The sequence below is a fragment of the Streptomyces sp. NPDC043867 genome (genome assembly GCF_056435845.1).
In genome coordinates, this window is sequence record NZ_JBWKDS010000052.1 from 1 (window position 1) to 24,769 (window position 24,769).

The 24,769-nt window shown below is 73.5% G+C and carries 20 protein-coding genes; 7 read left to right on the top strand and 13 right to left on the bottom strand.

Annotated features, from left to right (window positions below; genetic code table 11):
• Window positions 1-87: 87 nt before the first annotated feature.
• Together mycP and AC069T_RS34275 are read right to left on the bottom strand one after the other, a co-directional pair.
• On the bottom strand, window positions 88-1,260 hold the full coding sequence (gene mycP / locus AC069T_RS34270; RefSeq protein ID WP_478786460.1) for a type VII secretion-associated serine protease mycosin: 1,173 nt from the start codon (window positions 1,258-1,260) through the stop codon (window positions 88-90).
• On the bottom strand, window positions 1,257-2,396 hold the full coding sequence (locus AC069T_RS34275) for a hypothetical protein (RefSeq protein WP_478786461.1): 1,140 nt from the start codon (window positions 2,394-2,396) through the stop codon (window positions 1,257-1,259). The genes mycP and AC069T_RS34275 overlap by 4 nt, the downstream gene beginning before the upstream one ends.
• A 1,092-nt stretch (window positions 2,397-3,488) precedes the next feature.
• On the opposite strand from AC069T_RS34275, the gene AC069T_RS34280 reads away from it, so the two are divergent.
• A complete protein-coding gene (locus tag AC069T_RS34280; protein ID WP_478786462.1) occupies window positions 3,489-4,691 on the top strand; it encodes an amino acid deaminase/aldolase in 1,203 nt (400 codons plus the stop codon).
• Window positions 4,692-4,779: 88 nt separating this feature from the next.
• Here AC069T_RS34280 and AC069T_RS34285 read toward each other — a convergent pair whose 3' ends face one another.
• From AC069T_RS34285 to AC069T_RS34305, 5 genes are all read right to left on the bottom strand, one after another.
• A complete protein-coding gene (locus AC069T_RS34285) occupies window positions 4,780-5,694 on the bottom strand; it encodes a DUF2510 domain-containing protein (RefSeq protein ID WP_478786463.1) in 915 nt (304 codons plus the stop codon).
• Window positions 5,695-5,789: 95 nt separating this feature from the next.
• A complete protein-coding gene (locus AC069T_RS34290; protein ID WP_478786464.1) occupies window positions 5,790-7,052 on the bottom strand; it encodes a haloacid dehalogenase-like hydrolase in 1,263 nt (420 codons plus the stop codon).
• Window positions 7,053-7,124: 72 nt separating this feature from the next.
• A complete protein-coding gene (locus AC069T_RS34295) occupies window positions 7,125-7,907 on the bottom strand; it encodes a 3-oxoacyl-ACP reductase (RefSeq protein WP_478786465.1) in 783 nt (260 codons plus the stop codon).
• Window positions 7,904-9,295 (bottom strand): aldehyde dehydrogenase family protein, encoded by a 1,392-nt coding sequence (locus tag AC069T_RS34300; protein ID WP_478786466.1) that lies wholly within the window; start codon window positions 9,293-9,295, stop codon window positions 7,904-7,906. The genes AC069T_RS34295 and AC069T_RS34300 overlap by 4 nt, the downstream gene beginning before the upstream one ends.
• A gap of 8 nt (window positions 9,296-9,303) precedes the next feature.
• Window positions 9,304-10,668, bottom strand: coding sequence for a glutamine synthetase family protein (locus AC069T_RS34305; protein ID WP_478786467.1), 1,365 nt, complete (start codon window positions 10,666-10,668; stop codon window positions 9,304-9,306).
• A 75-nt stretch (window positions 10,669-10,743) separates the two neighbouring features.
• Between AC069T_RS34305 and AC069T_RS34310 the strand changes: the two genes are divergently transcribed.
• Complete coding sequence (locus tag AC069T_RS34310; RefSeq protein WP_478786468.1) at window positions 10,744-11,490, top strand: FadR/GntR family transcriptional regulator; 747 nt, start codon at window positions 10,744-10,746, stop codon at window positions 11,488-11,490.
• Window positions 11,491-11,601: 111 nt separating this feature from the next.
• Window positions 11,602-12,285 (top strand): gamma-glutamyl-gamma-aminobutyrate hydrolase family protein, encoded by a 684-nt coding sequence (locus tag AC069T_RS34315; protein ID WP_478786469.1) that lies wholly within the window; start codon window positions 11,602-11,604, stop codon window positions 12,283-12,285.
• Window positions 12,286-12,294: 9 nt separating this feature from the next.
• Here the strand turns inward: AC069T_RS34315 and AC069T_RS34320 are convergent, their stop codons facing one another.
• Window positions 12,295-13,233, bottom strand: a complete 939-nt coding sequence (locus tag AC069T_RS34320) for a LysR family transcriptional regulator (RefSeq protein ID WP_478786470.1) — start codon at window positions 13,231-13,233, stop codon at window positions 12,295-12,297.
• A gap of 96 nt (window positions 13,234-13,329) precedes the next feature.
• On the opposite strand from AC069T_RS34320, the gene AC069T_RS34325 reads away from it, so the two are divergent.
• A complete protein-coding gene (locus AC069T_RS34325; RefSeq protein WP_478786471.1) occupies window positions 13,330-14,451 on the top strand; it encodes a TDT family transporter in 1,122 nt (373 codons plus the stop codon).
• On the opposite strand, the gene AC069T_RS34330 is transcribed toward AC069T_RS34325, so the two are convergent.
• The 4 genes from AC069T_RS34330 to AC069T_RS34345 form a co-directional block, all read right to left on the bottom strand.
• Entirely contained in the window at window positions 14,417-15,271 is an 855-nt protein-coding gene (locus AC069T_RS34330) for a helical backbone metal receptor (RefSeq protein WP_478786472.1), read from the bottom strand. The genes AC069T_RS34325 and AC069T_RS34330 overlap by 35 nt on opposite strands.
• Window positions 15,272-15,328: 57 nt before the next feature.
• The gene (locus tag AC069T_RS34335; RefSeq protein WP_478786473.1) at window positions 15,329-15,907 is read right to left on the bottom strand and encodes a helix-turn-helix domain-containing protein; all 579 of its coding nucleotides are present in this window, start codon (window positions 15,905-15,907) and stop codon (window positions 15,329-15,331) included.
• Between the two features lie 493 nt (window positions 15,908-16,400).
• Window positions 16,401-19,016: an ABC transporter permease/substrate binding protein gene (locus AC069T_RS34340; RefSeq protein ID WP_478786474.1), complete on the bottom strand. Its 2,616-nt coding sequence runs from the start codon at window positions 19,014-19,016 to the stop codon at window positions 16,401-16,403.
• Window positions 19,009-20,097 carry a quaternary amine ABC transporter ATP-binding protein gene (locus AC069T_RS34345; protein WP_478786475.1) on the bottom strand — a complete coding sequence of 363 codons (1,089 nt, stop codon included), beginning with the start codon at window positions 20,095-20,097 and terminating at the stop codon, window positions 19,009-19,011. Before AC069T_RS34345 ends, AC069T_RS34340 begins: the two co-directional genes overlap by 8 nt.
• Window positions 20,098-20,396: 299 nt before the next feature.
• Here AC069T_RS34345 and AC069T_RS34350 point away from each other — a divergent pair, with 299 nt between their 5' ends.
• The 3 genes from AC069T_RS34350 to AC069T_RS34360 all read left to right on the top strand — a co-directional run bounded on the left by AC069T_RS34350 (window position 20,397) and on the right by AC069T_RS34360 (window position 23,290).
• Window positions 20,397-21,326 (top strand): 5'-3' exonuclease, encoded by a 930-nt coding sequence (locus AC069T_RS34350; RefSeq protein WP_478786499.1) that lies wholly within the window; start codon window positions 20,397-20,399, stop codon window positions 21,324-21,326.
• A gap of 60 nt (window positions 21,327-21,386) precedes the next feature.
• Entirely contained in the window at window positions 21,387-22,226 is an 840-nt protein-coding gene (locus AC069T_RS34355) for a siderophore-interacting protein (RefSeq protein ID WP_478786476.1), read from the top strand.
• 122 nt (window positions 22,227-22,348) lie between these two features.
• Window positions 22,349-23,290, top strand: coding sequence for an RluA family pseudouridine synthase (locus tag AC069T_RS34360; protein ID WP_478786477.1), 942 nt, complete (start codon window positions 22,349-22,351; stop codon window positions 23,288-23,290).
• Here the strand turns inward: AC069T_RS34360 and AC069T_RS34365 are convergent.
• A complete protein-coding gene (locus AC069T_RS34365) occupies window positions 23,284-24,762 on the bottom strand; it encodes a cytochrome P450 (RefSeq protein ID WP_478786478.1) in 1,479 nt (492 codons plus the stop codon). The two genes, AC069T_RS34360 and AC069T_RS34365, sit on opposite strands and share 7 nt — an antisense overlap.
• Between the last annotated feature and the right edge of the window lie 7 nt (window positions 24,763-24,769).

Genomic DNA, 24,769 nt, shown 5'->3' on the forward strand with positions numbered 1-24,769 from the left:
CCGCCTTGCAGCTGCACGCGCCAGACCCCGCTCGGGTCGGTCAGGACGAACCGTCGGTCACAGCCAGCCTGATCCAAACGACAGGCCCTAGGCGTCGTACCCGCGTGAGCCCCTGCGTCCGCGCCACAGGACGACCGACGCGGCGAGCAGTGCCGCGCCGAGCCCGCCGGCGAGCGGCCCCACCCAGCCGGCGGAGCCGTCGTCCGCGGCGGCGTCGGGACCCGGCCCGAAGTACTCCCGGCCGTACGCCGCCGAGCGCAGTCCCTCCGGTGCGAGCCGGCCGCCCGCCTCGATGGCGGCGGCGGGGTCGACGAAGCCGAAGCCGCGGGAGTCGTCGCGGCCGCCGGCGGGGGTGTTGCGGGCGGTGTCCTCCAGGAGCTGTTTGATCTGGGCCGGGGTGAGGCCCGGGTGCGCGGCCCGGACCAGGGCGACGGCACCGGAGACGAAGGCGGAGGCGGCGCTGGTGCCCCAGCCCTCGTAGTACTTGTCGTCGGGGTCGGCGATCACGACGTCGACGCCTGGGGCGCTGACGGTGGCGTACCAGCGGCGGGTGGAGAAGGAGGCGCGGGAGCCGACCCGGTCGACGGCGGTGGCGGCGATCACGCCGGGATACGCCGCGGGATACGAGATGTGGTCGCCCTTCTCGCCGCCGTTGCCGGCCGAGGCGACCACCACGGAGCCCTTTGCGAGGGCGTACTGGACCGCCTCGTCCTCGGCGGGTTCGGGGTGGGCGGACTTGGAGTCGTCGCCGAGGGACAGGTTGATGACGTCGGCGTCGTGGTCGGCGGCCCAGCGGATGCCCTCGGCGAGGGCGTTGCCTCGGGTGTTGCGGGCCTTGCCGCGGGCCGGGTCGCCGTCCTCGAGGATGACCCGGACGGGGAGGATCCTCGCCTCGGGGGCGATGCCCATGACGCCGTCGCCGTTGCCCGTGCCGTGTCCGTGGCCGGCGATGATCCCGGCCATGGCGGTGCCGTGCCTGGCCCAGGCGCGGTCGCCGCGGCGGGCGCCGAAGCCGACCATGTCCTTGCCGGTGAGGACGTTGCCCGCCAGGTCCGGGTGCTCGGCGTCGACGCCGGTGTCGAGGACGGCGACGGTGATGCCGGCGCCCTTGGTCGTGCGCCAGGCCTGCTCGGTGTGCAGGGCGTCGAGGGCCCACTGCTGGGCGCGGATGCCGTCGGCGTGGGCGCTCGTGGCGGGCAGCACGGCCAGGGAGCCGGCGAGGAGCACCGTGAGGAGCCGGGCACCAAGGGTGTGGTTCATGACGGGCTCTCCGCCGCCGGGGTGACCTTCTTGCGCAGGCTGCGCTCGACGCGGTCGGCGAGGCCCTGTGCCTCGTGGCCGAGGCCCGCCTGGGCGGGGGCCGTGGTGGCGCCGGACCCGGTGGCGTCCGCGGCGGGCTGCGGGGTCGCGACGGTGCGGCCGTCGGCGAAGCCGGAGACCGCGAAGACGACCACGGGGGCGTCGGTGAGGACCGACACCGTCCAGGACGCGCGCTGCGGGTCGCCGAAGCCCGCGGCGAGGGTGTTCTTCGGGGCGTACGAGCGGGGCATGAGGTCGGTGCGCCGGTCGAGTCCCTCCCGCCGGAAGCGGTTCTTCAGGGAGGTCATGGCAGCGGCGTCCGCCTTGGTGAACAGCAGTCCGACGGTGGTGACATGGCTGCGGGTCGCGTCCGTGTAGGTGGCGCGCAGGAGTCGCAGGCAGCCGACGGGGGCGAGGGCCTTGCGCAGCAGCGGGTCGAAGGCGTCCGCGCAGCCGCCGTCGGGGGCGACGCCTATCCGCGTCCAGGTCCGGTCGGCGCCGCCGGGTCCCGCGCCCTCGCCGTTCACGGTGGGCGGGAAGAGCCGGTCGACGGGGACGCTGTGCCACAGGCCGCCGGCCGCCGCGAAGGCGCCCGGCGATCCGGCCTCCGCGGCGCTGTCCCCGGTCAGCCAGCTGCCGGTGGCCGCGCCGCCCATGAGCCCGAGGCCGAGGACGACGCAGGCGGCGGCCGCGAGGGCGCGGGGCCTGGTTCGCCGGCCGGCCGGGCGCGCGGAGTCGTCGTACGTCTCGGGCTGCCCGAACGACACGAAGGGGCGCGGGGTCGCGGCCTCGCGGAGGACCTCGTCGCGTACGGGGCGCAGCCGCCTGGTCGTCTCGCCCGGGGTCTCCTCGGGTACGGCGGTGCGACGGGGCGGTGCCGCGGGGCGGGCCGGGGTGCCGTGCCCGCGGAAGTCGCCGGTGCCGGTGCCCGTCCCCGGGGTGCCGGCGGGCGGCACGTCGGGGAAGCGGGCCGAGGCCGGTGGCGGGGGCGGGGCCGACGCGGCGCCGGTGAGCGGTGCCTCCGGACGGCTTCGGGGCGCCCGCGGCACGTCCGCCGGGGGCACCGGGCGCCGGGGCGCCGTGCTTCCCTTCGGCACCCTCGGCTCGTCCGCCGACGCGCGGCGTCGGGAGGGCGCGGGTTCTCCCGGGGTCCTGCCGGGGCCCTCCTGCGGGGTCGCCCTGCCCGGGGCGGGCGTCGGGCGGGCGGGGGCCGCCGGCCGCCGGTGCCCCGGCCCGTCGAACCAGCCGGCGCCGGGGTCACCTCCCGGGGTCCTAGCGGGGGCGGACGGCTGCCGCTGCTCCGGCGAAGTCACCGTGCCGGACGCGAAGGCAGCCGCCTCCTCCGGAGCAGGCGCCCGCCCCGGCCGACCCTCACCGGGAACCCACGCCAACGGCTGGGACTCGTAGAGGGACCGCTCCGCCGCACCGGGCACAGCAGCAGCCGCATCCTCCAGGGCAGGCGCCCGCCCCGGCCGACCCTCACCGGGAACCCACGCCAACGACTGCGGCTCGTGGAGGGACCGGTCCGCCGTACCGGGCACAGCAGCAGCCGCCTCCTCCAGGGCAGGCGCCCGCCCCGGCCGACCCTCACCGGGAACCCACGCCAACGGCTGCGGCTCGTGGAGGAACCGGTCCGCCTTACCGGGCACAGCAGCAGCCGCATCCTCCAGGGCAGGCGTCCGCCCCGGCCGACCCTCACCGGGGGCCGGCATCGGCGGCTGCGGCTCGTACGGGGGCCGGGGCGGAAGGGGCGTCGGGCGGGAGGCGGGCACCGGTGGGACGGCGGGCGCGGAGGCGTGGCCGGGCCGCGGCGCCGGGGTGTCGTCGGCGGTGAAGTCCTCGCCGGGAGGGGACGGCGGACGGGGCGGTACGGGCGGGCGCGGCGGAATGGACGCGCGGCGCGCTTCCGTGCTCATGCACCCCCCGTTCCTCGTCCCGGGCCGTCGGCCCGCGTCGGAGATCGTGCGGGTCGCTGCACACGTGCGGAGAGGACCCGTCCGACCCGGGCAGGCATACCCGTGCGGACGCACCGTCACCCGGCCGCGACCGGCCCGGCGAGGTCGTTCCTCCCTGCGTGCGCGTCACTCTACGGGTTGACACGCGCCCGGCGGGAACCAGTCCGCAGGCCCGGGGCATCTGCCCGGAACGTCCCCCTACCCTGCGGTAATCCTGTCTGGCAGGCTGCGTTCATGACTGCCCGCGCCGCAGACCGGGCCCGCTACGACCGGGCCACCGCTCACCTCGACGCCCCTGTCGCGATCGTGGACCTGGAGGCCTTCGACGCGAACGCCGACGACCTCGTCCGCCGCGCCGCCGGCAAACCGATCCGGCTCGCCAGCAAGTCCGTACGCTGCCGTGCCCTGCTCGAACGGGTCCTCGGCCGCGACGGATTCGCGGGCCTCATGTCCTTCACCCTCGCCGAGTCCCTGTGGCTCGCGCGCTCCGGCTTCGACGACGTCCTGCTCGCCTACCCCTCGGCCGACCGCGCGGGCTACGCCGAGCTGACCGGCGACCCCAAGCTCGCGGCGGCCGTCACCGTCATGATCGACGACCCCGCCCAGCTCGCCCTGATCGACGCGGCACGGCAGGGCGGCACCGAAGTCGTCCGGGTCTGCCTGGAGTTGGACACCTCGTTCAGGCTGCTCGGCGGCCGGGTCCGGGTCGGTGCCCTCCGTTCCCCGCTGCACTCGGCGGCCCAGGTCGCCGAGTTGGCCCGCTCGGTGGCCCGGCGGCCCGGCTTCGAGCTGGTGGGCATCATGGCGTACGAGGGGCACATCGCCGGGGTGGGCGACTCGCTCGCCGGGCGTCCCGTGCGCTCGCGCGCCATCCGGCTCATGCAGGCCGCGGCCCGCAGGGAGTTGGCGCAGCGCCGTGCCGACGTGGTGCGAGCGGTGCGGGCCGTCGCGCCGGACCTGGAGTTCGTCAACGGCGGCGGCACGGGCAGTGTGCAGCACACCGCGGCCGAGGACGCGGTGACCGAGATCGCCGCCGGGTCGGGACTGTACGTGCCGCGGCTCTTCGACAACTACACGTCGTTCACCGGCCGTCCGGCGGCCCTGTTCGCCCAGCCGGTCGTCCGCAGGCCGGGCGTCGAGGTCGTCACGGTGCTGGGCGGCGGATATCCGGCGTCGGGCGCCCCCGGTCCCGACCGGCTGCCGGTGCCTCACCTCCCCGAGGGGCTGAGGTACGACCCGCAGGAGGGACCGGGTGAGGTGCAGACGCCGCTGCTCGGCTCCCCGGCGGACGACCTGCTCATCGGGGACAAGGTGTGGTTCCGGCACGCCAAGGCGGGCGAGCTGTGCGAGCGGTTCGACACGCTGCACCTGGTGGAGGGCGACGCCGTGACGGCGGCCGTCCCGACGTACCGCGGTGAGGGCCGGACCTTCCTCTGACCCGGTGGGGCCCTGCTCGCGGGGGCCCGCCCGCCCGGGGCGCCCGCGCGCCCCTGCCACGCCGGGCGCCGGGGCCCGGCGGGGCCGCCTACCGGCCGGGCGGCCCGATGCTGCTGCCCACTCCCCCGCCGGTGTCCGCGTCCCCGACCGGACGGATCCCCTCGGTGATCCTGTCCATGTCGGACACGGGCGGCCCCCCGTCCCCGGCGTCGAAGGCGAAGCGGACGATGACCGGTGACTGGGAGCCGACGCTGGAGGGGAAGGCGAGCGACTCGACGTAACCGCCGGGTCCCACCCCGGTCCTGACCCGCCAGCGCACGAAGTACCCGGCGCGGCCCCCGACGGCGACCGAGCCGGCCTTCACCAGCCGGTGCGAGGTGATGCCCCGGTAGGGAAGGGCGTCGAGCAGGTCGCGGTCGTAGGCGCTGTTCGCCGCGTCCTCGATGTCGTTCTCGGCGAGCGCCCTCGGGGACTTCTCGTCGTTGGCCGTGACCGTGCGGGAGGAGACCCTGCCGTGACGGCACAGGCCCGGGTCGCCGGGGCAGTCGTACGTACCCGGTGTGGTCATGACGATGTCGTCCTCGGCCACGTTCTCCGCTCTCACCCAGCCGTCGGTCAACGGCAGCGTGATGCCGTTGAGTTCGTCCACGACGACGGACGGGTCCTCGGACGGGCGGCCGGAGGCCGAGGCGGTGACGGTCGGCCGGGGCGCGGGTGAGGAACTCCCGGGTGCGGTCCTCGTCCGCGTACGGTCGCCGTCGTCGTCCCGGCCGAGGAGCACGGCGCCCGTCACGACCGAGGCGACGAGGACGACCCCGGCCGCGGTGAGCGTGACGGCCTTCGCGCGCCGGGAGTCACCGGCGGCGGGCCGCGGCGGCGCCGGGGGCTGGGGTGCCGCCTCGGGCTGACGCCGGTGGTCGGTCCACGCGGTCCCGTCCCACCAGCGCTCGGTGAGCGGGTAGGACGGGTCGCGGTACCAGCCGGACGGGGGCGTCATGCTCATCCCGGCACTCTAGGCCGTGTCCGCAAAGTCCCGCCTGTTCCGCGACGCCTGGCACGACCTAGGACGTCACGCGAACACCGGTGGGCGGGGCGGGTTCAGTGGACGGTGTCCGGCTGGTCGGGCACGACGGAGCCGTCGGCACGCCGGACGGGCGCCCTGCTGCCGTCGGGTGCGTTGTACGCGCCGGTCGAGCACGGGTAGGGGTCCGGCTTCGGCGGCAGCGGGTCGATGAACATCGGGTTCACCACCCAGCGCCCGTCGGCGTCGTCGTACGCCCGGCACATGATCTCGCCCTTGTTGCGGTTGAGGACGAGGTGCGCGCCGGTGGCGTCGGCCACGAAGGTGACGTCGGTGTCGGCGTCACCGCCGGCGATCGCGGGGCGGTGCCGCCTGTCCTGCCGGTCCCAGGCAGCGGCGCCCTCGACGCCGTAGATCTCCTGGTTGATCCAGCACCGCTTGCCGTCGATGTAGGGGATGGCCTCTCCGCGGTTCACCGGTACGCCGCCGCAGCCCTCGTTCCAGGTGGTGATCCGGCCACGCCGGTCGAGGACCGACCGGATGGCGACGGTGTGCCGGGCGTCGACGCCGACACCTCGCGACCAGACCTCGGTCACGGGTTCGGAACCGGCGGAGACGATGTAGACGTCGAATCCGGCCCGCCGCAGGGTGCGGATCAGGTCGCGCTGCTGGTCGTAGTAGCGCACGTACGCCGGGACGGTGTGGGTGCCGAGGGTACGGGTCGCGCCCACGGGTGCCGCCAGGGCCTCCGCGCGGGCCTCGCGGGCGTACGAGGAGAGTTCGGCGACGGTGTGCCCGGCGAACAGCCGGGGCACCCACGCGTACTGCGGGACGGTGCGCCGGTGGTTCCACTGCCCGGCGAAGGCGGCGGCGCCGCTCGTCGTCCTGCCGTTCTCGCGGATCTCGAGGATCTCGTCGGTGCAGCGGGGCCGGGTGGACGTCGGCAGGGGCGCGCCCACCGGCACGTCGGAGCCGCAGGCCCCGGTGAGGGCGGTGCCGGCCGCGTCTGTGAGCCACGCGCTGGTGTCCCGCCAGCTCCCCGGGCGCAGGATCCTGTCGTGCCGCAGGGCCCAGGAGATCGTCGCGTCGGTGACGTCGTTCCTGGTGACGGTGTTGTCCCAGTCGAAGACGGCGACGGGGCGGCCGCCGCGCCCGGCGCAGCTGCCGCGCTCGTCGACGACCTGCTGGAGGTGGGCGCGGTTGTCGCCGTACCAGTCGAGCCGCTGGGAGAGCCGCGGGCAGGACGGACGCCGTCCGGCCTGTGCGGCGGTGGCGGCGGGCGCGGCCGCCAGGGCGGCGGCCGCGACCATGGTCCACGCGAGGACGTGTCGGTATCGCATGGAACGTGGACCGTACACCGGTCCGGCTCCCCGGCTGGTGCTGTGACCAGGAAGGTTCACCGTGTCAGAGCACTAGAGAGGCGTGACGTACGCCCCCGAGATCCCGCCGTCGACCAGGAAGTCGGTGGCGTTCACGAAGGAGGAGTCGTCGCTGGCGAGGAACGCGACCGCCGCGGCGATCTCGTCCGCCTCCGCGAAACGTCCGACCGGGATGTGCACGAGCCGGCGCGCGGCCCGCTCCGGGTCCTTGGCGAACAGCTCCCGCAGGAGCGGGGTGTTGACCGGGCCCGGGCACAGGGCGTTGACCCGGATGCCCTCGCGGGCGAACTGCACGCCCAGTTCACGGGACATGGCGAGGACGCCGCCCTTGGACGCGGTGTACGAGATCTGCGACGTCGCCGCGCCCATCCGGGCCACGAAGGACGCCGTGTTGATGATGGATCCCCTGCCCTGGCGGCGCATGTAGGGGAGGGCGGCCTTGCAGCACAGGAAGACCGAGGTGAGGTTGACCTCCTGGACCCGCTTCCAGGCCTCCAGGCCGGTCTCCAGGATGGAGTCGTCGTCGGGCGGTGAGATGCCCGCGTTGTTGAAGGCGACGTCGACGGAGCCGTAGGTGTCGTCGGCCGCCTTGAACAGGGCCTCGACCTGGTCGGCGTCGGTGACGTCCACCTTCACGAAGATCCCGCCGGACTCCTCGGCGGCCGCCCGGCCACGGGTCTCGTCCACGTCGCCGCAGACGACGTGGGCTCCCTCGGAGGCGAGCCGGCGTGCGGTGGCGAGGCCGATGCCGCTGCCGGCGCCGGTGACGACGGCGGTGCGGCCGACGAGACGGCGGCAGATGGGGTCTGGTGTCACTGTGCGGGGCCCTCCGTGCTGATGAAGACGTTCTTCGTCTCGGTGAAGGCGGCGAGCGCGTCGGGGCCGAGTTCACGGCCGATCCCCGACTGCTTGAAACCGCCGAAGGGGGTCCAGTAGCGGACACTGGAGTGGGAGTTGACGGACAGGTTCCCGGCGCGGACGGCTCCGCAGACGCGCAGCGCCCGGCCGACGTCCCGCGTCCAGACGGACCCGGCGAGGCCGTACTCGGTGGCGTTGGCGAGGCGGATCGCGTCGGCCTCGTCCTCGAAGGGGAGGACGACGGCGACCGGTCCGAAGACCTCCTCCACGGCCACGCGGGCGTCCGGTGCGACGCCGGTGAGGACGGTGGGCGGGAACCAGAATCCGGGTCCCTCGGGCGCCTTGCCGCGGATGCCGGGCGCGTCGTCGGACACGTACGAGCGCACGCGGTCCAGTTGGGCGCGGGAGATCAGCGGGCCCATCGCGGTCCGCTCGTCGGCCGGGTCGCCGACGACGACGGACTCGATCGCGGGGGCGAGGAGTTCGAGGAAGCGGTCGTGGACGGAACGCTGGACGAGGATGCGGGTGCGGGCGCAGCAGTCCTGGCCGGAGTTGTCGAGGAAGGACATGGGGGTGGCGGCCGCGGCGGCCTCGATGTCGGCGTCGGCGAAGACGATGTTGGGGCTCTTGCCGCCGAGTTCGAGGGTGACGCGCTTGAGCTGGGCGGCGCCCTTCGCCCACACCTGTCTGCCCACGGCCGTCGACCCGGTGAAGACGATCTTGGCGACGTCCGGGTGCTCGACCAGGGCGTTGCCGGCGACCGGGCCCGCGCCGGGGAGGACCTGGAAGAGGTGCTCGGGGAGGCCTGCCTCCAGGGCGAGTTCGGCCAGGCGCAGGGCGGTCAGCGGAGTGGTCTCGGCGGGTTTGAGGACGACCGCGTTGCCCGCGGCGAGGGCGGGTGCCGTGCCCCAGGCGGCGATGGGCATCGGGAAGTTCCACGGCGCAATGACGCCGACGACGCCGAGCGGTTCGAGGATCGTGACGTCGAGACCGCCGGGAACCGGGATCTGATGGCCTGTCAGCCGTTCGACTCCCCCGGCCGCGTAGTCGAGGAGGTCGCGGACGTTGCCCGCCTCCCAGCGGGCGTTGCCGAGAAGGTGCCCGGCCTCGCGGACCTCCAGCCGGGCCAGCTCCTCCAGGTGTTCGTCGACGACGACGGCGAACCGGCGCAGGAGCCGGGCCCGTTCGCCGGGTGCGAGGGCGGCCCAGCGGGTCTGCGCCCGGGCCGCCCGGGCGACGGCGACGTCGATGTCCTCGGGCGTTGCGGCCGGCACGGTGGCGACGACCTCGCCCGTCGCGGGATCGAGGACCTGGAGCGTGTCTTCGCCGGTGTGGTGGTCGGACAAGGAAGGCCTCACATGCGTTCGAAGGAGCGGCGCAGCTCCCAGTCGGTCACCGCGGCATCGAAGGCGTCCAGCTCGACGCGCGCCATGTTGCGGTAGTGCGCGACCACCTCGTCACCGAAGGCGGCGCGGGCGATGGGGCTGTTCTCCCAGAGTTCGGCGGCCTCGCGCAGGGTGGTGGGGACGTGCTCGTACTCGCCGGCGTACGCGTTGCCCGTGCACGCCTCCGGCAGCTCCAGCTCGTGCTCGATGCCGTACAGGCCGGCCGCGACGAGTCCGGCGACGGCCAGATGCGGGTTGACGTCTCCACCCGGCAGCCGGTTCTCGAACCGCAGGGAGCGGCCGTGGCCCACGACGCGGAGGGCGCAGGTGCGGTTGTCGTGGCCCCAGGCGACGGCGGTCGGCGCGAACGAGCCGGGCTGGAACCGCTTGTACGAGTTGATGTTGGGGGCGTAGAGAAGCGAGAAGTCCCTGAGCGCCGCCAGCTGGCCGGCCAGGAAGTGCCGCATGACCTGCGACATGCCGCCGGGTCCGTCCCCGGCCATGACGCTGTCGCCGTTCTCGTCGGTGAGCGAGAGGTGGATGTGGCAGGAGTTGCCCTCGCGCTCGTCGTACTTGGCCATGAAGGTGAGCGAGACGCCTTCCTGAGCGGCGATCTCCTTGGCCCCGGTCTTGTAGACGGCGTGCTGGTCGCAGGTGACGAGTGCCTCGTCGTACCTGAAGACGATCTCGTGCTGGCCGGGGTTGCACTCGCCCTTGGCCGACTCGACGGTCAGCCCCGCGGTCTGCATCTCGTTCCGGATGCGGCGCAGCAGCGGCTCGATCCGGCCGGTGCCGAGGACCGAGTAGTCGATGTTGTACTGGTTGGCGGGCGTCAGGCCCCGGTAGCGGGCGTTCCAGGCCTGCTCGTAGGTGTCCTTGAAGACGATGAATTCGAGTTCCGTGCCGGCCTGCGCGGTGTAGCCGAGGGCGGCGAGCCGCTCGAGCTGGCGGCGCAGGATCTGGCGGGGAGCCGCCACCACGGGTGAGCCGTCGTTCCAGGCGAGGTCCGCGATGAGCAGGGCGGTGCCCTCGTTCCAGGGGACGCGCCGCAGGGTGCTCGGGTCGGGGTGCATGGCGAAGTCGCCGTAGCCCCGGTCCCAGGAGGACATGGTGTAGCCCTCGACGGTGTTCATCTCGGTGTCGACGGCGAGAAGGTAGTTGCAGCCCTCGGTGCCGTGCTCCAGGACCTCGTCGAGGAAGAAGCGGGCGGCGAACCGCTTGCCCTGGAGCCGCCCCTGCATGTCGGGGAAGGCCAGGACGACCGTGTCGATCTCACCGCCCGCGACGAGGGCGTGCAGTTCCTCGACCCGGAGCGGGGGTGTGCGGTCTGCCACGGGAAGTGCCTCCTTCGGTCCGCGGAGCCATAAGGTATTGCCGAGAACCATTGCTTGGGAAGGGGGCACGGCCGGATGGCGCAGACGGATCCCGGCGGTGACGCGGGCGGTTCCGGGGACCGGCTGACACCGGTCCTGCGGCCGGTGCGCGCGGGCAACGGCTTCGAGGAGGCGCTCGAACAGATCCTCCAGGTCGTCCGGCTCGGGCTGGTGCCGGCGGGCGGGCGGCTGCCCGCGGAGCGTGAGCTGGCGGAGCGGCTGGGCATCAGCCGGGTGACGCTGCGCGAGGTGCTGAAGGTGCTCCAGGACGAGGGGCTGGTGGAGTCCCGGCGGGGCCGCTACGGCGGCACGTTCGTACGGCCGAGGACCGACGCGGGCGGCCAGGACGAACTGCGCCGCCGCAGCCGGGCGGTCGACATCGAGGACGTCCTGCGGTTCCGCGAGGTCCTGGAGGTGGGCGCGGCCGGGCTGTGCGCCACCCACGGCCTCACCCCGGAGCAGGCGGCCCGGCTGCGCGGCGCGCTGGCCGCCACGCACGACGCCCCGCTGACGGAGTACCGGCGCCTGGACACCCTGCTGCACCTCACGCTCGCCGAGCTGTGCGGGTCGCCCTCGCTCGCGGCCCGGTACGCGGCCGTGCGGGCCGGTCTCAACGACCTGCTCGACTGCATCCCCCTGCTGGTGCGGAACCTGGAGCACTCGCAGCGCCAGCACATCGCGCTGGTCGAGGCCGTCCTCGACGGGGACGCGGACGGGGCGCGGGAGATGACGCGCGAGCACTGCGCGGGGACGGCGGCGCTGCTGCGCGGGTTCCTGACGTGACCCGCCGGCCTCCTCGGGGGAGTTGCACTATCCTCGGCCGTCCCGCAAAGGTATGAACGCGCTCCATTGCATTCCGGAGCGGGGACGCACCACGGCACGAGGGAGCGCGGCGTGAACAGACCACTGATCGGCGTGAGCACGTACTACGAGCCCGAGGTCCGCTGGGGTGTCTGGACCCTCGACGCGGTGCTGCTGCCGGCCGGCTATCCCCGGCTGGTGCAGCGGGCCGGCGGACTCGCCGTCATGCTGCCGCCGGACGATCCCTCGCACGCGGCCGGTGCCGTGGCCCGCCTGGACGGCCTGGTCGTGGCGGGCGGCCCGGACGTCGACCCCGCGCGGTACGGCGCCGAGCGCTCCCCACGGACGGGCCCGCCCGCACCGGAGCGGGACGCCTGGGAACTCGCCCTGATCCGGGCCGCCCTGGCGTCCGGGACCCCCCTGCTCGGGATCTGCCGCGGGATGCAGCTCCTGAACGTCGCGCTCGGCGGCACCCTCGTGCAGCACCTCGAAGGGCACGTGAAGGACGTCGGCGTCTTCGGGGAGCACGACGTGCGGCCGGTGCCGGGAACCCGCTACGCACGGGCGGTGCCGGAGCCCACCGCCGTACCGGCGTACCACCATCAGGCGGTGGAGCGCCTGGGCGAGGGCCTGGTCGCCTCGGCCCACGCGACGGACGGGACCGTCGAGGCGGTCGAACTCCCCGGCAATCCCTGGGTGCTGGGCGTGCAGTGGCACCCCGAGATGGGCGAGGACCCCCGCGTCGTGCGGGCCCTGGTGCGAGCCGCCGCCTCCTGAGCCCTGCGGTCAGGCGCGGCTGCGGGTCAGGGTCAGCAGGTCCCTCGCCGGACCGGTCGGGCGGTGGCCCGTGGGCCAGACCGCGCGGAGGGACCGGTGGAGCCGGACGTCGGCGAGCGGGATGCCGACCAGGCGGTGGGAGGAGAGTTCCTCACCGAGGGCGAGTTCGCTCAGGACGGCGGGGCCCGCGCCGCTCACCGCGGCGGCCTTGACCGCCGTCGTCGAGGACAGTTCGAGCAGCGGGAGGGCCAGACCGCCCAGGGCGACGTCGAGGACCTGCCGGGTGCCCGAGCCCGTCTCGCGGAGGATGAGGGGCGTCGCGGCCAGCTCGGCCGCGGCGAGCGGGGCCCGCCGCCGCGCCCAGGGATGACCGGGAGCCACCACGACGATCAGGTCGTCGTGGGCGATCACCACCGAGTCCAGCCCGGCGGGCGCCGACAGGCCCTCCACGAACCCGAGGTCCGCCTCGTCGGCCAGCAGCCGTTCGGCGACCGCCGCCGAGTTGCCCGCCAGCAGCGACACCGCCGTGCCGGGGCGCTGGGCGCGCAGCGCGATCAGCCAGCCCGGCAGCAGGTACTCGGCGATCGTCATGCTCGCCGCGACCCGCAGCCGTGAGTCACGGCGGCCCCGCAGCGCCTGCGCGCCCGCGTCGAACGCCTCCGCGGCCTCCACGATCCGCCGCGCCCAGTCGGTGACCAGGACCCCGGCGTCAGTGAGCCGGGAGCCGCGCGGGGAACGGTCCACCAGGGCCACCCCCAGCTGCCGTTCCATGGAGCGGATCCGGCTGCTGGCCGCCGGCTGGGTGATGCCCAGCTCCCGGGCGGCCCGCCCGAGGCTCCCGAGCCGGGCCACGGCCAGCAGCAGCTCCAGCGCGCCGAGGTCGGGCACCCGGTGCGCGATCCCCGCCGGCTGCCCCGCTCCGCCCGCCGGCTCCGGACTCTCAGTCACCGCGACCACGACCACTCCATGCTCATAAGCCCAGCTTATGCCCTCATAGAGCCATGCTCCCTGGTGGGGGCCCGGCCGGGGCGGGACCGTGGCCGTATGGTCACCGCAGCCCAGCCCCTCGCGCTCCCCGGCACCCGGGCCCGCCGTCCCCACGCCGCGCTCCGGCATCTCGGCCCGAACTGGTACGCCGGCGTGATGGGTACGGCGATCGTGTCCACGGCGGGAGCGGGACTCCCCCGGGGCGTTCCCGGACTGTCCACCGTGTGCGCGGCCGTCTGGGCCCTCGCGCTGACCCTGCTCGCCGTGCTGCTCGGTGCCCGGACCCTGCACTGGGCGCACCACCGCGACCAGGCCCGCGCGCACCTCCTCGACCCCGCCGTCGCGCCCTTCTACGGCTGCCTCGCGATGGCCCTGGTCGCCGTCGGCGGCGGCGCGCTCGTCGTGGGCGAGGCCTGGATAGGGACCCGCGCGGCGCTCGCCCTGGACGCCGTACTGTTCACCGCCGGTACGGCCGTCGCGCTGACCGCGGCCGTGGCGGTGCCGTACCTCCTGGTGACCCGGCACCCGGCGGGGGCCGCGGCGGCCACGCCCGTGTGGCTGCTGCCCGTGGTCGCGCCGATGGTGTCCGCCGCCGCGGGTCCCCTCCTCGTCCCGCACCTTCCGCCCGGGCAGGCCCGGGCGAGCCTGCTGCTCGCCTGTGTCGCGATGTTCGGGCTGAGCCTGCTGGCCACCGCGCTGATGCTCCCCGTGATCTTCGCGCGGCTGCTCACCTCGGGCCCGCTCCCGCTCGCCCTGACCCCGGCCCTGTTCCTGGTCCTCGGCCCGCTCGGCCAGTCCACGACCGCCGTCGACAAGTTCGCGCGGTACGCCCCCGGTGTCGTCCCCGACCCGTACGCGCAGGGCTTCGGGGTCCTCGCCCTCCTGTACGGCGTGCCGGTCATGGGCTTCGCGCTGCTGTGGCTCGGCCTGGCCGGCGCGATGGTGCTGCGGGCCCGGCGCCGGGGCATGGGGTTCACGATGACCTGGTGGGCGTTCACGTTCCCGGTGGGCACCTGTGTCACCGGCGCCGAGGGGCTGGCGCGCCGCACCGGGCTCGCCGCGTTCGACGCTCTGGCGGTCGTCCTGTACGCGGTGCTCGTGGCGGCCTGGGCGGTGGCCGCCGTCCGTACGGGCCGTGGTCTGCTCAGCGGCGAGCTGCTCGCAGCGCCTCGCCGATGACCCGCGGGGCGTCCACCAGTGACGGCCCGTACCAGGTGAGATGCCGTCCGTCGACGAGCGCGCAGGGCGTCCCGGCGAACGCCTCGGGTCCGTCCCCGGCCGTGAAGCGGTAGGGCTCGTCGGGCAGCACCACGAGATCGGGTGCCGCGGCCCGCAGTTCCTCCAGGGGTACGCGCGGATAGCGTTCCGGGTGGGCCGCGTACAGGTTGTCCACGCCCAGCCGGGCCAGCACGTCCCCGGCGAAGGTGTCCCGGCCGAGCACCATCCAGGGCCGCCGCCAGACCGGCACGACGGCGGTCGTACGAGGAACGGGGCCGGCACCGGTCCTGCCGTGGGCGGGTGGGACGGCGGTCGCACACCGGGAAGGGCCCGGAGCCCCGCCCGGTCCGGGCTCGGGAGGGCAGGGGGTGTGCGGAGCGTCCGGCCCCGGCAGCGCGGACCACGCCGCCTCGGCCTCGTCGAGCCAGCGCGGGCGCCCTGGTGCCCCGCACGCCCGCAGCACCCGGTCCAGCTCGCGGAAGGCTCCCGGCACGTCCCGTACCTCGGTGACCAGGACCTCGACGCCCGCCGCGCGCAGGGCCGACAGGTCGGGCGCGCGGTTCTCCTCCTCGTTGGCGACGACCAGGTCGGGGGCGAGCCGCAGGATCGCGTCGACGTCGGGGTTCTTGGTGCCGCCGATCCGGGGGACGTCGAGGTCCGAGGGGTGGCTGCACCAGTCGGTGGCGCCGACCAGGACGCCGGGCAGCGTCACCGCCACGGCCTCCGTCAGCGAGGGCACCAGCGAGACCACCCGTCGCGCCGTGCCGTGCGGACCGCTCATCCCGGCGCCCTCCGGCCGTGGTCGCGGAACGGGAGGACGGCGGAGGGAGCGGCCGGGTCAGCGGCCACCGAAGGCGTGCCGGTCCTCCACGGCGTCGATGTGGTCGGCGACGGCGACCACGACGACCCGCGTGTCCGGCACGGTCGCGCGCCACCGGTGCCGCACTCCGCCGGTCAGGTACAGCGTGTCGCCGCGGCCGAGGCGATGGGCGCGGCCCTCCGCCTCGACCTCGACGGCACCGTCCGCGACGTACATCAACTGGTCGTTGCGGTGCTGGAGTTCGCGGCCCGCGTCGTGGTCGCCGGTGAACTCCGTGGCGTGCAGCTGGTGGTGCCCGCGCACCAGGGGACGCACCTGGGCCTCGGGGGTGGTCTCGGTGCCGTCGGCGCGCACCACGTCGACGCTGCACGCCGGGTCGGCCGCGGCGAGCAGTTCGCCCGCGGTGGTGTCGAGGGCTACGGCGACCCGCTCCAGGGAGCGTCTGCTGGGCCGGGCCCGCTCGTTCTCGACCTGGCTCAGGAAGGGCACCGAGAGGCCGCTGCGCTCGGCCACGACGGCGAGGGTGAGCTCCAGTGCCCGGCGCCGCCGCCGGACGGCCGCGCCCACCCGCAGGGGCTGTTCTTTGTGGTCGCCCATAGCTCCGGCTCCCTCCCTCGCTCGTCGGTCCGCTGATCCCGGCCGCTTCTTCACCGCGCTGCGGCTGATGAGTTCTCTGCACCCTACGCATGTTCGGCAAACCGTTTCACGCGGCCGTCACATCGGTGTCATGTCGTGGGACGGCCGGGGTTGCAGTTCGCGCCAAGCGACGCGCTCTCCGGCCCCGCCCGGCGCGACCTCCTCCCGTGGGACGAAAGCGCTGACCAGCTGTACCGGACGGTCCACCGGGGCGGTGACCAGGGCCGCCGGAGGGTTTCGTCCCGGCAGCCCCGCATGGCGATGTGGTTGGCCGGATCCTTTTCGTGGGCGAGGCCGGGGCGCCCCGGGAACGGCGCGAGGGGTGGGCTCCGCCGCGGCGCACGTCTCCCGTGCGCTGCGGCGGAGCCACCCCTCGGCGGGACCGGCTCGGATCCAACCCTCGGCGGGACCCGCGCCCCCCTTCGGCGGGACCGGACCCCCGGAGATTTCCCGACTACTGCGGAGTCATCCGCTCCACCATGTCCGGGTGCTCCCTCAGCCACGCGGCGACGGCGTCCTCCTCATGCCCCTGGCCGCGCTTCTTGATCTCGCTCTCCAGGCTGCCGAGCTCGTCCTCGCTCATCCTGAAGTTCTTGATCCACTTGGTGAGCTGCGGATACCGCTGCGGGAACTCCTCGGCGGCGATGGTGCGGATGGTGTTGCCCTCACCGAAGAGCTTCTTGTCGTCCTTCAGCTTGGTGAGGCCGTACTCGCTGTAGGCCCAGTGCGGGGACCACAGGACGACGGCGACCGGCTCCTTCCTGGCGTACGCGCGCCTCAGCTCGGCCAGCATGGCGGGCGTGGAGCCGTCGACGACCTTGTACTCCTTGTCCAGGCCGTAACCCGGCAGGACCTTCTTCTTGAGCAGGTTCATCTCGCCGGTGCCCGGCTCGATGCCGATGATCTTCCCGTCGAAGGTGCCGCCCCTGCCCTTGAGATCCGCCAGGGACTCGACTCCCTTGACGTACGAGGGCACCGCGAGCTCCAGTGACGTCGGCTTGTACCAGGTGCCCAGGTCCTTCAGGTCGTTCTTGTGCTTGTCCCAGTAGTTCTTCTGCGCGTACGGCAGCCACGCGTCGAAGTTGACGTCGAGGTCGCCGCTCGCGAGTCCCGTGTACACCGGGCCGACGTCCATCTGCTTGAGGTTCAGCGTGTAGCCGCGCCGGGCCAGGACGTTCTTCCAGAGGTAGGTGACCGCGACGTCCTCGTCCCAGGGGAACCAGGCGACGTTCACGTCACGCTCGGCCTCCGCCGGGGCCGCTGACGCGCTCTTGACCGGCGCCAGCTTGTCGACGACACCGGGGTTGCGCTTCAGCCAGGCCCGCACGGCGTCCTGCTGCGCGCCCTTGCCCGCCTTGTTGATCTCGGCCTCGAGACCGGTGAGCTGCTTCTCGGTCATCCGGAAGTTCTTGAGCCACTTCCCGACGACCGGGTTGTCCTCGGCGAAGCCCTTGCGGGAGAGCGTGTGCACGCCGTCGCCCTTGCCCCAGGCACCCTTCGGGTCCTTGAGCTTCTTCAACTCGTAGTCGCTGTACGCCCAGTGCGGCGACCACAGCGTGACGACGACGGGCTTCTTCCTGGCGTACGCGCGCTTCAGCTCGGCCAGCATGGCGGGCGTGGAGCTGTCGACGACCTCGTACTCCTTGTCGAGCCCGTACTCCTTGAGCACCTTGCTCTTGAGCAGGCCCATCATCCCGGCGCTGGACTCGATGCCGGTGATCCTGCCGCCGAACTCGTCCGCCCGGCCCTTGAGGTCCGCCAGGGAGTCGACGCCCTTCAGGTAGGAGGGCACGCTCAGCTCCAGGGACGTCGGGCCGTACCAGGAGCCCAGGTCGTCCAGCTGCTTGCCGTACTTCTTCCAGTACTGCTCGTGCGTGGTCGGCAGCCAGGCGTCGGTCTGGAAGTCGACGCTGCCCTGCGCGAGGGAGGTGTAGAGCGGGCCGGCGTCGAACTGCCTGGTGTCCACCTCGAAGCCGCGCTCCTCGAGGATCTCCTTCCACAGGAACGTGGAGGCGACCCCCTCGTCCCACGGGATGTAACCGATGGTGACCTTCTTGCCGTGGCCGACGTTCTCGCCGTCGGACGCGGCGGTGGTGCTGTCCGCTCCACCGCCGAAGACGCCCATGCCTCCGGCGACCAGCGCGAGCACGACCACGCCGATGACGGCCACGGCCGGACGGGGCCGGTAGGACCGGATCGTCAGCCCCTGCGCGGCCCGCACCTTGGCGGCGGCGCGGCGGCCGAGGGGTGACACCTGGGTGCCGAGCGCGCTGGTCATGCGGTCCAGGTAGATCGCGAGGATGACGATGGCGACACCGGCCTCGGAGCCGAGGCCCACGTTCAGCTGGCCGATGGCCTCGTTCACGTCGCCGCCGAGACCGCCGGTGCCGACCATGCCCGCGATGGCGGCCATGGACAGGCCCAGCATGATGACCTGGTTGACGCCGGCCATGACCGTGGGCAGCGCCAGCGGCAGCTGGATGCGCAGCAGCGTGTTGCCGGGTGTGGTGCCGAACGCGTCGGCGGCTTCGACCAGTTCCCCGTCGACCTGGCGGATGCCGAGTTCCGTCATCCGCACGCCGGGTGCCAGCGCGAAGATCAGGGTGGCCACGATGCCCGCGGGGGCTCCGGTGCCGAAGAAGAGGATCGCCGGGATGAGGTAGATCATCGCGGGCAGCGTCTGCATGAAGTCCAGGACCGGGCGGACCAGTCCGCTGACCCGGTCGGAGCGCGCCGCCCAGATGCCCACCGGCACCGAGATCACCAGCGCGATGAGCGTCGCGACGAGGACGAGCGAGAGGGTCACCATCGCGTCCTCCCACAGTTCGAGGGAGTCGATGAAGGCGAATCCCAGGAAGGTGAGGACACCGGCGGAGGTGCCGCGCAGCCAGAAGGCGATCACCGCGAAGATGCCGGCGAGGAGCAGCGGCTCGGGGGCCTGGAGGACGGCGTCGATGCCGTCGAAGGCGCCCAGGAAGACGGTCTTGAGGAAGTCGAAGAGCCACGCCATGTGGTTCAGCAGCCAGTCGACCGTGTCGTTGACCCAGTCGCCGAAGGGGATCCTAGGCACCGGCCTGCACCGCCTCGACGCTCCGGTCGCGCGGCGTGCCGCAGGCCGCGGGTTCGCCCTGCTCGTCGCCGAGGAAGGCGACGAGCCGCTGCCGGGGGACGACGCCGACGAGCTCGCGGTGCTCGTCGAGCACTGCGACGGGATGCGTCAACCGGGCACTGAGGGAGCACAGTTCGGTGAACGAGGTGTCGGGGGCGGCGGTCTCGCAGGAGCAGTCCGCCTCGTCGCCGCGTACGTCCGTGTCCATGACGGACTCCGCGGTGAGGACCCGGGAGCGGTCCACGTCCTGGGTGAAGGAGGCGACGTAGTCGTTGGCGGGGCGCACCAGGATGTCCTCGGCGGTGCCGATCTGGACGATGCGGCCGTCGCGCATGACGGCGATCCGGTCGCCCAGCCGCATGGCCTCGTTGAGGTCGTGCGTGATGAAGACGATGGTCTTCTTCAGCTTCTTCTGAAGCTCGATCAGCTGGTCCTGCATGTCGCGGCGGATCAGCGGGTCGAGGGCGCTGAACGACTCGTCCATCAGCAGCAGGTCGGCGTCGGTGGCGAGCGCGCGGGCCAGGCCCACCCGCTGCTGCATGCCGCCTGACAGCTCGTCGGGCCAGGACTTCTCCCAGCCGCCCAGACCGACCAGTTCGAGCGCTTCCGCGGCCCGCTTCCTGCGCTCGGCACCCGGGACGCCCTGGACCTCCAGGCCGTAGGCGGCGTTCTCGCGGACGCTGCGGTGCGGGAAGAGCGCGAAGTGCTGGAAGACCATGCTGATCTTCTTCGAACGGACCTCGCGCAGCGCCCGGGGGCTCAGCGCCGTCAGGTCCTGCCCGTCGAAGCGCACGTGTCCCGCGGTCGGCTCCAGCAACCCGTTGAGCATGCGCAGCAGCGTGGACTTGCCCGACCCCGACAGGCCCATGACCACGAAGGTCTGGCCCGGTTCCACCGTGAACGACGCGTCGATCACCGCCGCGGTGGTGCCGCCCTCGCGCAGTTCGTCGCGGCCGGCTCCGGCCCGGAGCCGTTCCACCGCGTCTTCGGGTCGTCTGCCGAACACCTTGTACAGATGTTCCGCTTCTAGCCTGGATGCCACGGGCGCCTCTCGTCTTGGAACCACGACGGCCCGCCTCCCCCGCCGCGGGCCGTGGAGCGAGGCGGGTTCTGTCCGCTCGGCCGGATGGCATTCGTCGAAAGATGTTGAAGATACGACCGGCTTCGCTCCGGCCCGGCACCTGCCCCTTTGCCCGTGGGCCAAACGCAGGAGTGGTTCAGTTCACAGCGCGTTCACGTCCCCCGCCGGGCACGGCCCTTCGTCCCACGTCAGGAGGGTGCGACACCCCGGGCGGGCCACGCACTCCCACCGGCCGGTGACTGTCGGCGGCGTACGGCATGATGCGCAGGGTGACCAGACGCCTGATGCTGCTCGACACCGCCTCCCTCTACTTCCGGGCCTACTTCGGGGTCCCCGATTCCGTGAAGGCCCCCGACGGCACGCCCGTGAACGCCGTGCGCGGACTGCTCGAATTCATCGACCGCCTGGTCAAGGACCACCGGCCCGACGACCTGGTCGCCTGCATGGACGCCGACTGGCGCCCGCAGTGGCGGGTCGACCTCATCCCCTCCTACAAGGCGCACCGCGTCGCCGAGGAGCGCGCGCTGGGCCCGGACGAGGAGGAGGTGCCGGACACCCTGTCGCCGCAGGTGCCCGTCATCGAGGCGGTGCTCGACGCACTCGGCATCGCGCGCGTGGGCGTCGAGGGGTACGAGGCGGACGACGTGATCGGCACCTTCGCCGGGCGCGCCACGGGCCCGGTCGACATCGTCACCGGCGACCGGGACCTGTACCAACTGGTCGACGACGAGCGGGAGATCCGTGTCCTGTACCCGCTCAAGGGCGTCGCCTCGCTCCAGCTCACCGACGAGGCGTGGCTCCGCGGGAAGTACGGGGTCGACGGCGCCGGGTACGCGGATCTGGCGCTGCTGCGCGGAGACCCCAGCGACGGACTGCCGGGCGTTCCCGGTATCGGCGAGAAGACGGCCGCGAAGCTGCTCGCCGAGTTCGGCGACCTGGCCGGGATCATGGCCGCCGTCGACGACCCGAAGTCCCGGCTGACACCGTCGCAGCGCCGGCGCCTGGACGAGTCACGGCCGTACGTCGAGGTGGCGCCCAAGGTCGTGCGGGTCGCGGGAGACGTCCCCCTGCCGGACGTCGACACCGCCCTGCCGCACGCGCCGCGCGACCCGTCCGGCTTGGCGGAGCTGGGTGCGCGCTGGAGTCTCGGTGGATCCCTGCAGCGACTGCTCGCGACACTCCAGGCCTGAGGTGTTAACTGGGGACAGCTGCTAACTTAGGTAAGCCTAAGCATCTACTGGGAGGCCGTCATGGCAGAGCGTCCGGCACGCAGGACCCCGAAGCCCCATTCCGCGCGTGTCGTGCGGACCGAGCGGCTGACCCCGCACATGCAGCGGGTCGTGCTCGGCGGCGACGGCCTGGCGGACTTCACCGTGGGTTCCTGCACCGACCACTACGTGAAGCTGCTGTTCGGGGCCGAGGGCGTCACCTACCCCGAGCCCTTCGACGTGCAGCGGATCCGCGAGGAGTTCCCCCGCGACCAGTGGCCCGTCACCCGGACGTACACCGTGCGCCACTGGAACGCGGAACTGCACGAGCTGACCCTCGACTTCGTCGTGCACGGCGACGAGGGGCTGGCAGGCCCCTGGGCCCTGCGCACCCGGCCGGGCGACGTCGTACGGTTCCTGGGCCCCGGCGGTGCCTACGCGCCCGACGCGAGCGCCGACTGGCATCTGCTGGCCGGTGACGAGAGCGCGCTGCCCGCCATCGCGGCCACCCTGGAGTCCCTGCCCGCCGGGGCGCAGGCCCGGGCCTTCGTGGAGATCTCCGGCCCCGAGGAGGAGCAGAAGATCGACTCCGACGTGGAGGTCGTCTGGCTGCACCGGGGGGACCGGCCGGTGGGCGCCGCCCTGGTCGAGGCGGTGCGTGCCCTGGAGTTCCCGGAGGGGCGGCTGCAGGCGTTCGTGCACGGCGAGGCGGGCTTCGTGAAGGACCTGCGCCGGCTGCTGCGCGTCGAGCACGCGATCCCGCGCGAGGACCTCTCGGTCTCCGGTTACTGGCGGCTCGGGCACAACGAGGACGGCTGGCAGGCCGCCAAGCGGGAGTGGAACGCCCAGGTGGAGGCCGAGCAGGAGCCGGCGTCCTCCTGAACCGGCGTCGTCCTGAGCCGACACCGCACCGGCCTTGAGGGTCCGCCCGGCGGAGGCCACCGGGCCGGCCCCCGGGCGACCGCGCCGACCGGGGTGGACCGCGCCTCGTACGATTGACCGCGATGAGACGCAAGCCCCCGATCCCGCCCTCCCCCCTGCCGCAGCGCGACGGGGTGGACCCCGTGCGGATCAGGCTGCCGCAGGACGGAAGCTGGAAGACCGTGCGCGAGCACCTGGTGGAGCGGCTCGCGGCGGGGCCCGGGGTGATCGACGGGATGCTCGGCGACGGACTGATCGTCGGGGCGGACGGGCGGCCCGTACGGCCGGACACGGCTTATCTGCCGGGCATGTTCGTGTGGTTCCACCGCGAGCTGCCCGACGAGGAGCGGGTACCGTTCGCCCTCGACGTCGTCCACCGCGACGAGCACATCGTGGTCGCCGACAAGCCGCACTTCCTCGCCACCACCCCGCGCGGCAGCCATGTCGCCGAGACCGCGCTGGCCCGGCTGCGGCGCGAACTGGGCATCCCGGCGCTGGGCGCCGCACACCGCCTCGACCGGCTCACGGCCGGGCTCGTCCTGTTCACCGTACGGCCGCAGGAGCGGGGCGCGTACCAGACGCTGTTCCGCGACAGACTGGTCCGCAAGGAGTACGAGGCGGTGGCCCCGTACTCCCCCGGTCTTGCGTTGCCGCGGACCGTCCGCAGCCGGATCATCAAGGAACGCGGCGTGCCGGCCGCCCGGGAGACCGAGGGCGAACCGAACGCCGTGAGCCGGATCGAACTCGTGGAGCACCGGGCCGGTCTCGGCCGCTACCGGCTCACGCCCGAGACCGGACAGACCCATCAACTCCGGCTCCACATGAGCACGTTGGGCGTGCCCATCCTCGGCGACCCGCTGTATCCGGTGGTGAGCGGCCCCGTTCCGGCCGGTGACTTCCGGCGCCCGCTGCAACTGCTGGCGCGCGCACTGGAGTTCACCGATCCGCTGACGGGGCACGAGCACCGGTTCGCCAGCGCCCGGATGCTCGGCGCGTGGTCCGCGTACGACGACTGGGCTCAGTAGCCGCGCCACCAGCGCAGCAGGCGCTGCCAGGCGCCGGGGTGACGGGCCGGATCCGCACCCGGCCGCGCCTCCTGCGGGGCGGCGGGCCCGGCGGGCGGCGCCACCGGCTGCTGTGGCGACGGTGCGGTCGTGACCTGCCAGTCCGGCCGCGGCGCCGGCAGGGGGTGTGCGGCCGGGCGCTGCTCGACGTCCTGCTGGGGCTTGGGCGCGAACTGCACCGGCAGCTCGACCAGGTGGCGCGAGGCGATCGAGGACGTCCAGCGCAACTCGTGCTCCCCGCAGTCCAGTTCGACGTCCGGCAGGCGCATCAGCAGCGCGTCGACACCCGTGTCGGCGATGGCACGGCCGATGTCCTGGCCCGGACACTCGTGAGGGCCGCCGCCGAAGGCGAGGTGGGAGCGGTTGCCCTGCATGTTCGCCGCGAGGTCGGGGCGGACGCGCGGGTCGACGTTGCCGGGGGCGATGCCGAAGAGGAGGCCGTCACCCCGGCGGATGCGCTGACCGCCCAACTCCGTGTCCTGCTTGGCGAAGTAGGCGAAGACCGTGCTGAACGGCGGCTCGTCCCAGAGGGACTGCTCGACCGCCTCGGGCACCGTCATCTGGCCGCCGTTGAGCTGGGCCCGGAACCGCGGGTCGGTGAGAACCATGCGCAGCACGTTGGCGAGGAGGTTGGCGGTGGCCTCGTAGGCCGCCATGAGGACCAGCCACAGGTGCTTGGTGACCTCGTCGTCGGTCAGCCCCGCCGGGTGACTGATCAGCTGGCTCGCGAAGTCCTCGGCGGGCTGCTCGCGGCGGCGTTCGGTCAGTCGCTGGAGGGCGTTCAGCACGTACGCCTGGCTGGCGATGGCCGTCTCGGTGCCGCGGAGCATGTCACGGGCGGCCTGCACGATGCGGTCGTTGTACTCCTCGGGCATGCCGAGGATCTCGCACATCACGGCCATCGGCAGGTGCTCGGCGAACTGGCCGACCAGTTCGGCTGTGCCCCGCTCGCAGAACCGGTTGACCAGGACCTGGGTGAAGCGGTTGATGTGGCGGCGGATACCGCGGTGGTCGATGGTGGACATGGCGCCGGTGACCGCGCCGCGCAGCCGCAGGTGCTCGTCGCCCTCGGCGTGGGAACAGATGGGCTGCCAGGTGATGTGCGGCGCGAGCGGGTGGTCGGGCCCCGCCGTGCCGTCCTGTACGGCGGTCCACAGCCGGCTGTCGCGCGCGTACTGCGAGGGGGTGCGCACCATGTGCAGGTTCTCGCCGTGCCCGAGCACCACCCAGATGGGTACGTCGTTGTGGAGCAACGCGGGTGCCACCGCGCCGTGTTCGGCCCGGAGCTTCTCGTACAGGGCGGACAGGTCCTCGGCGTCGGGACCGTACAGCCGGCGCAGCCCGCCGGGTCCGAGTCCGCGGGCGGGGCAGCCGGGCGGCGGTCCGAGGGTGGGCTCGTCCATGCCGGTCGGGGAGTGGGGTTCTGTCGTCACGGTGGTG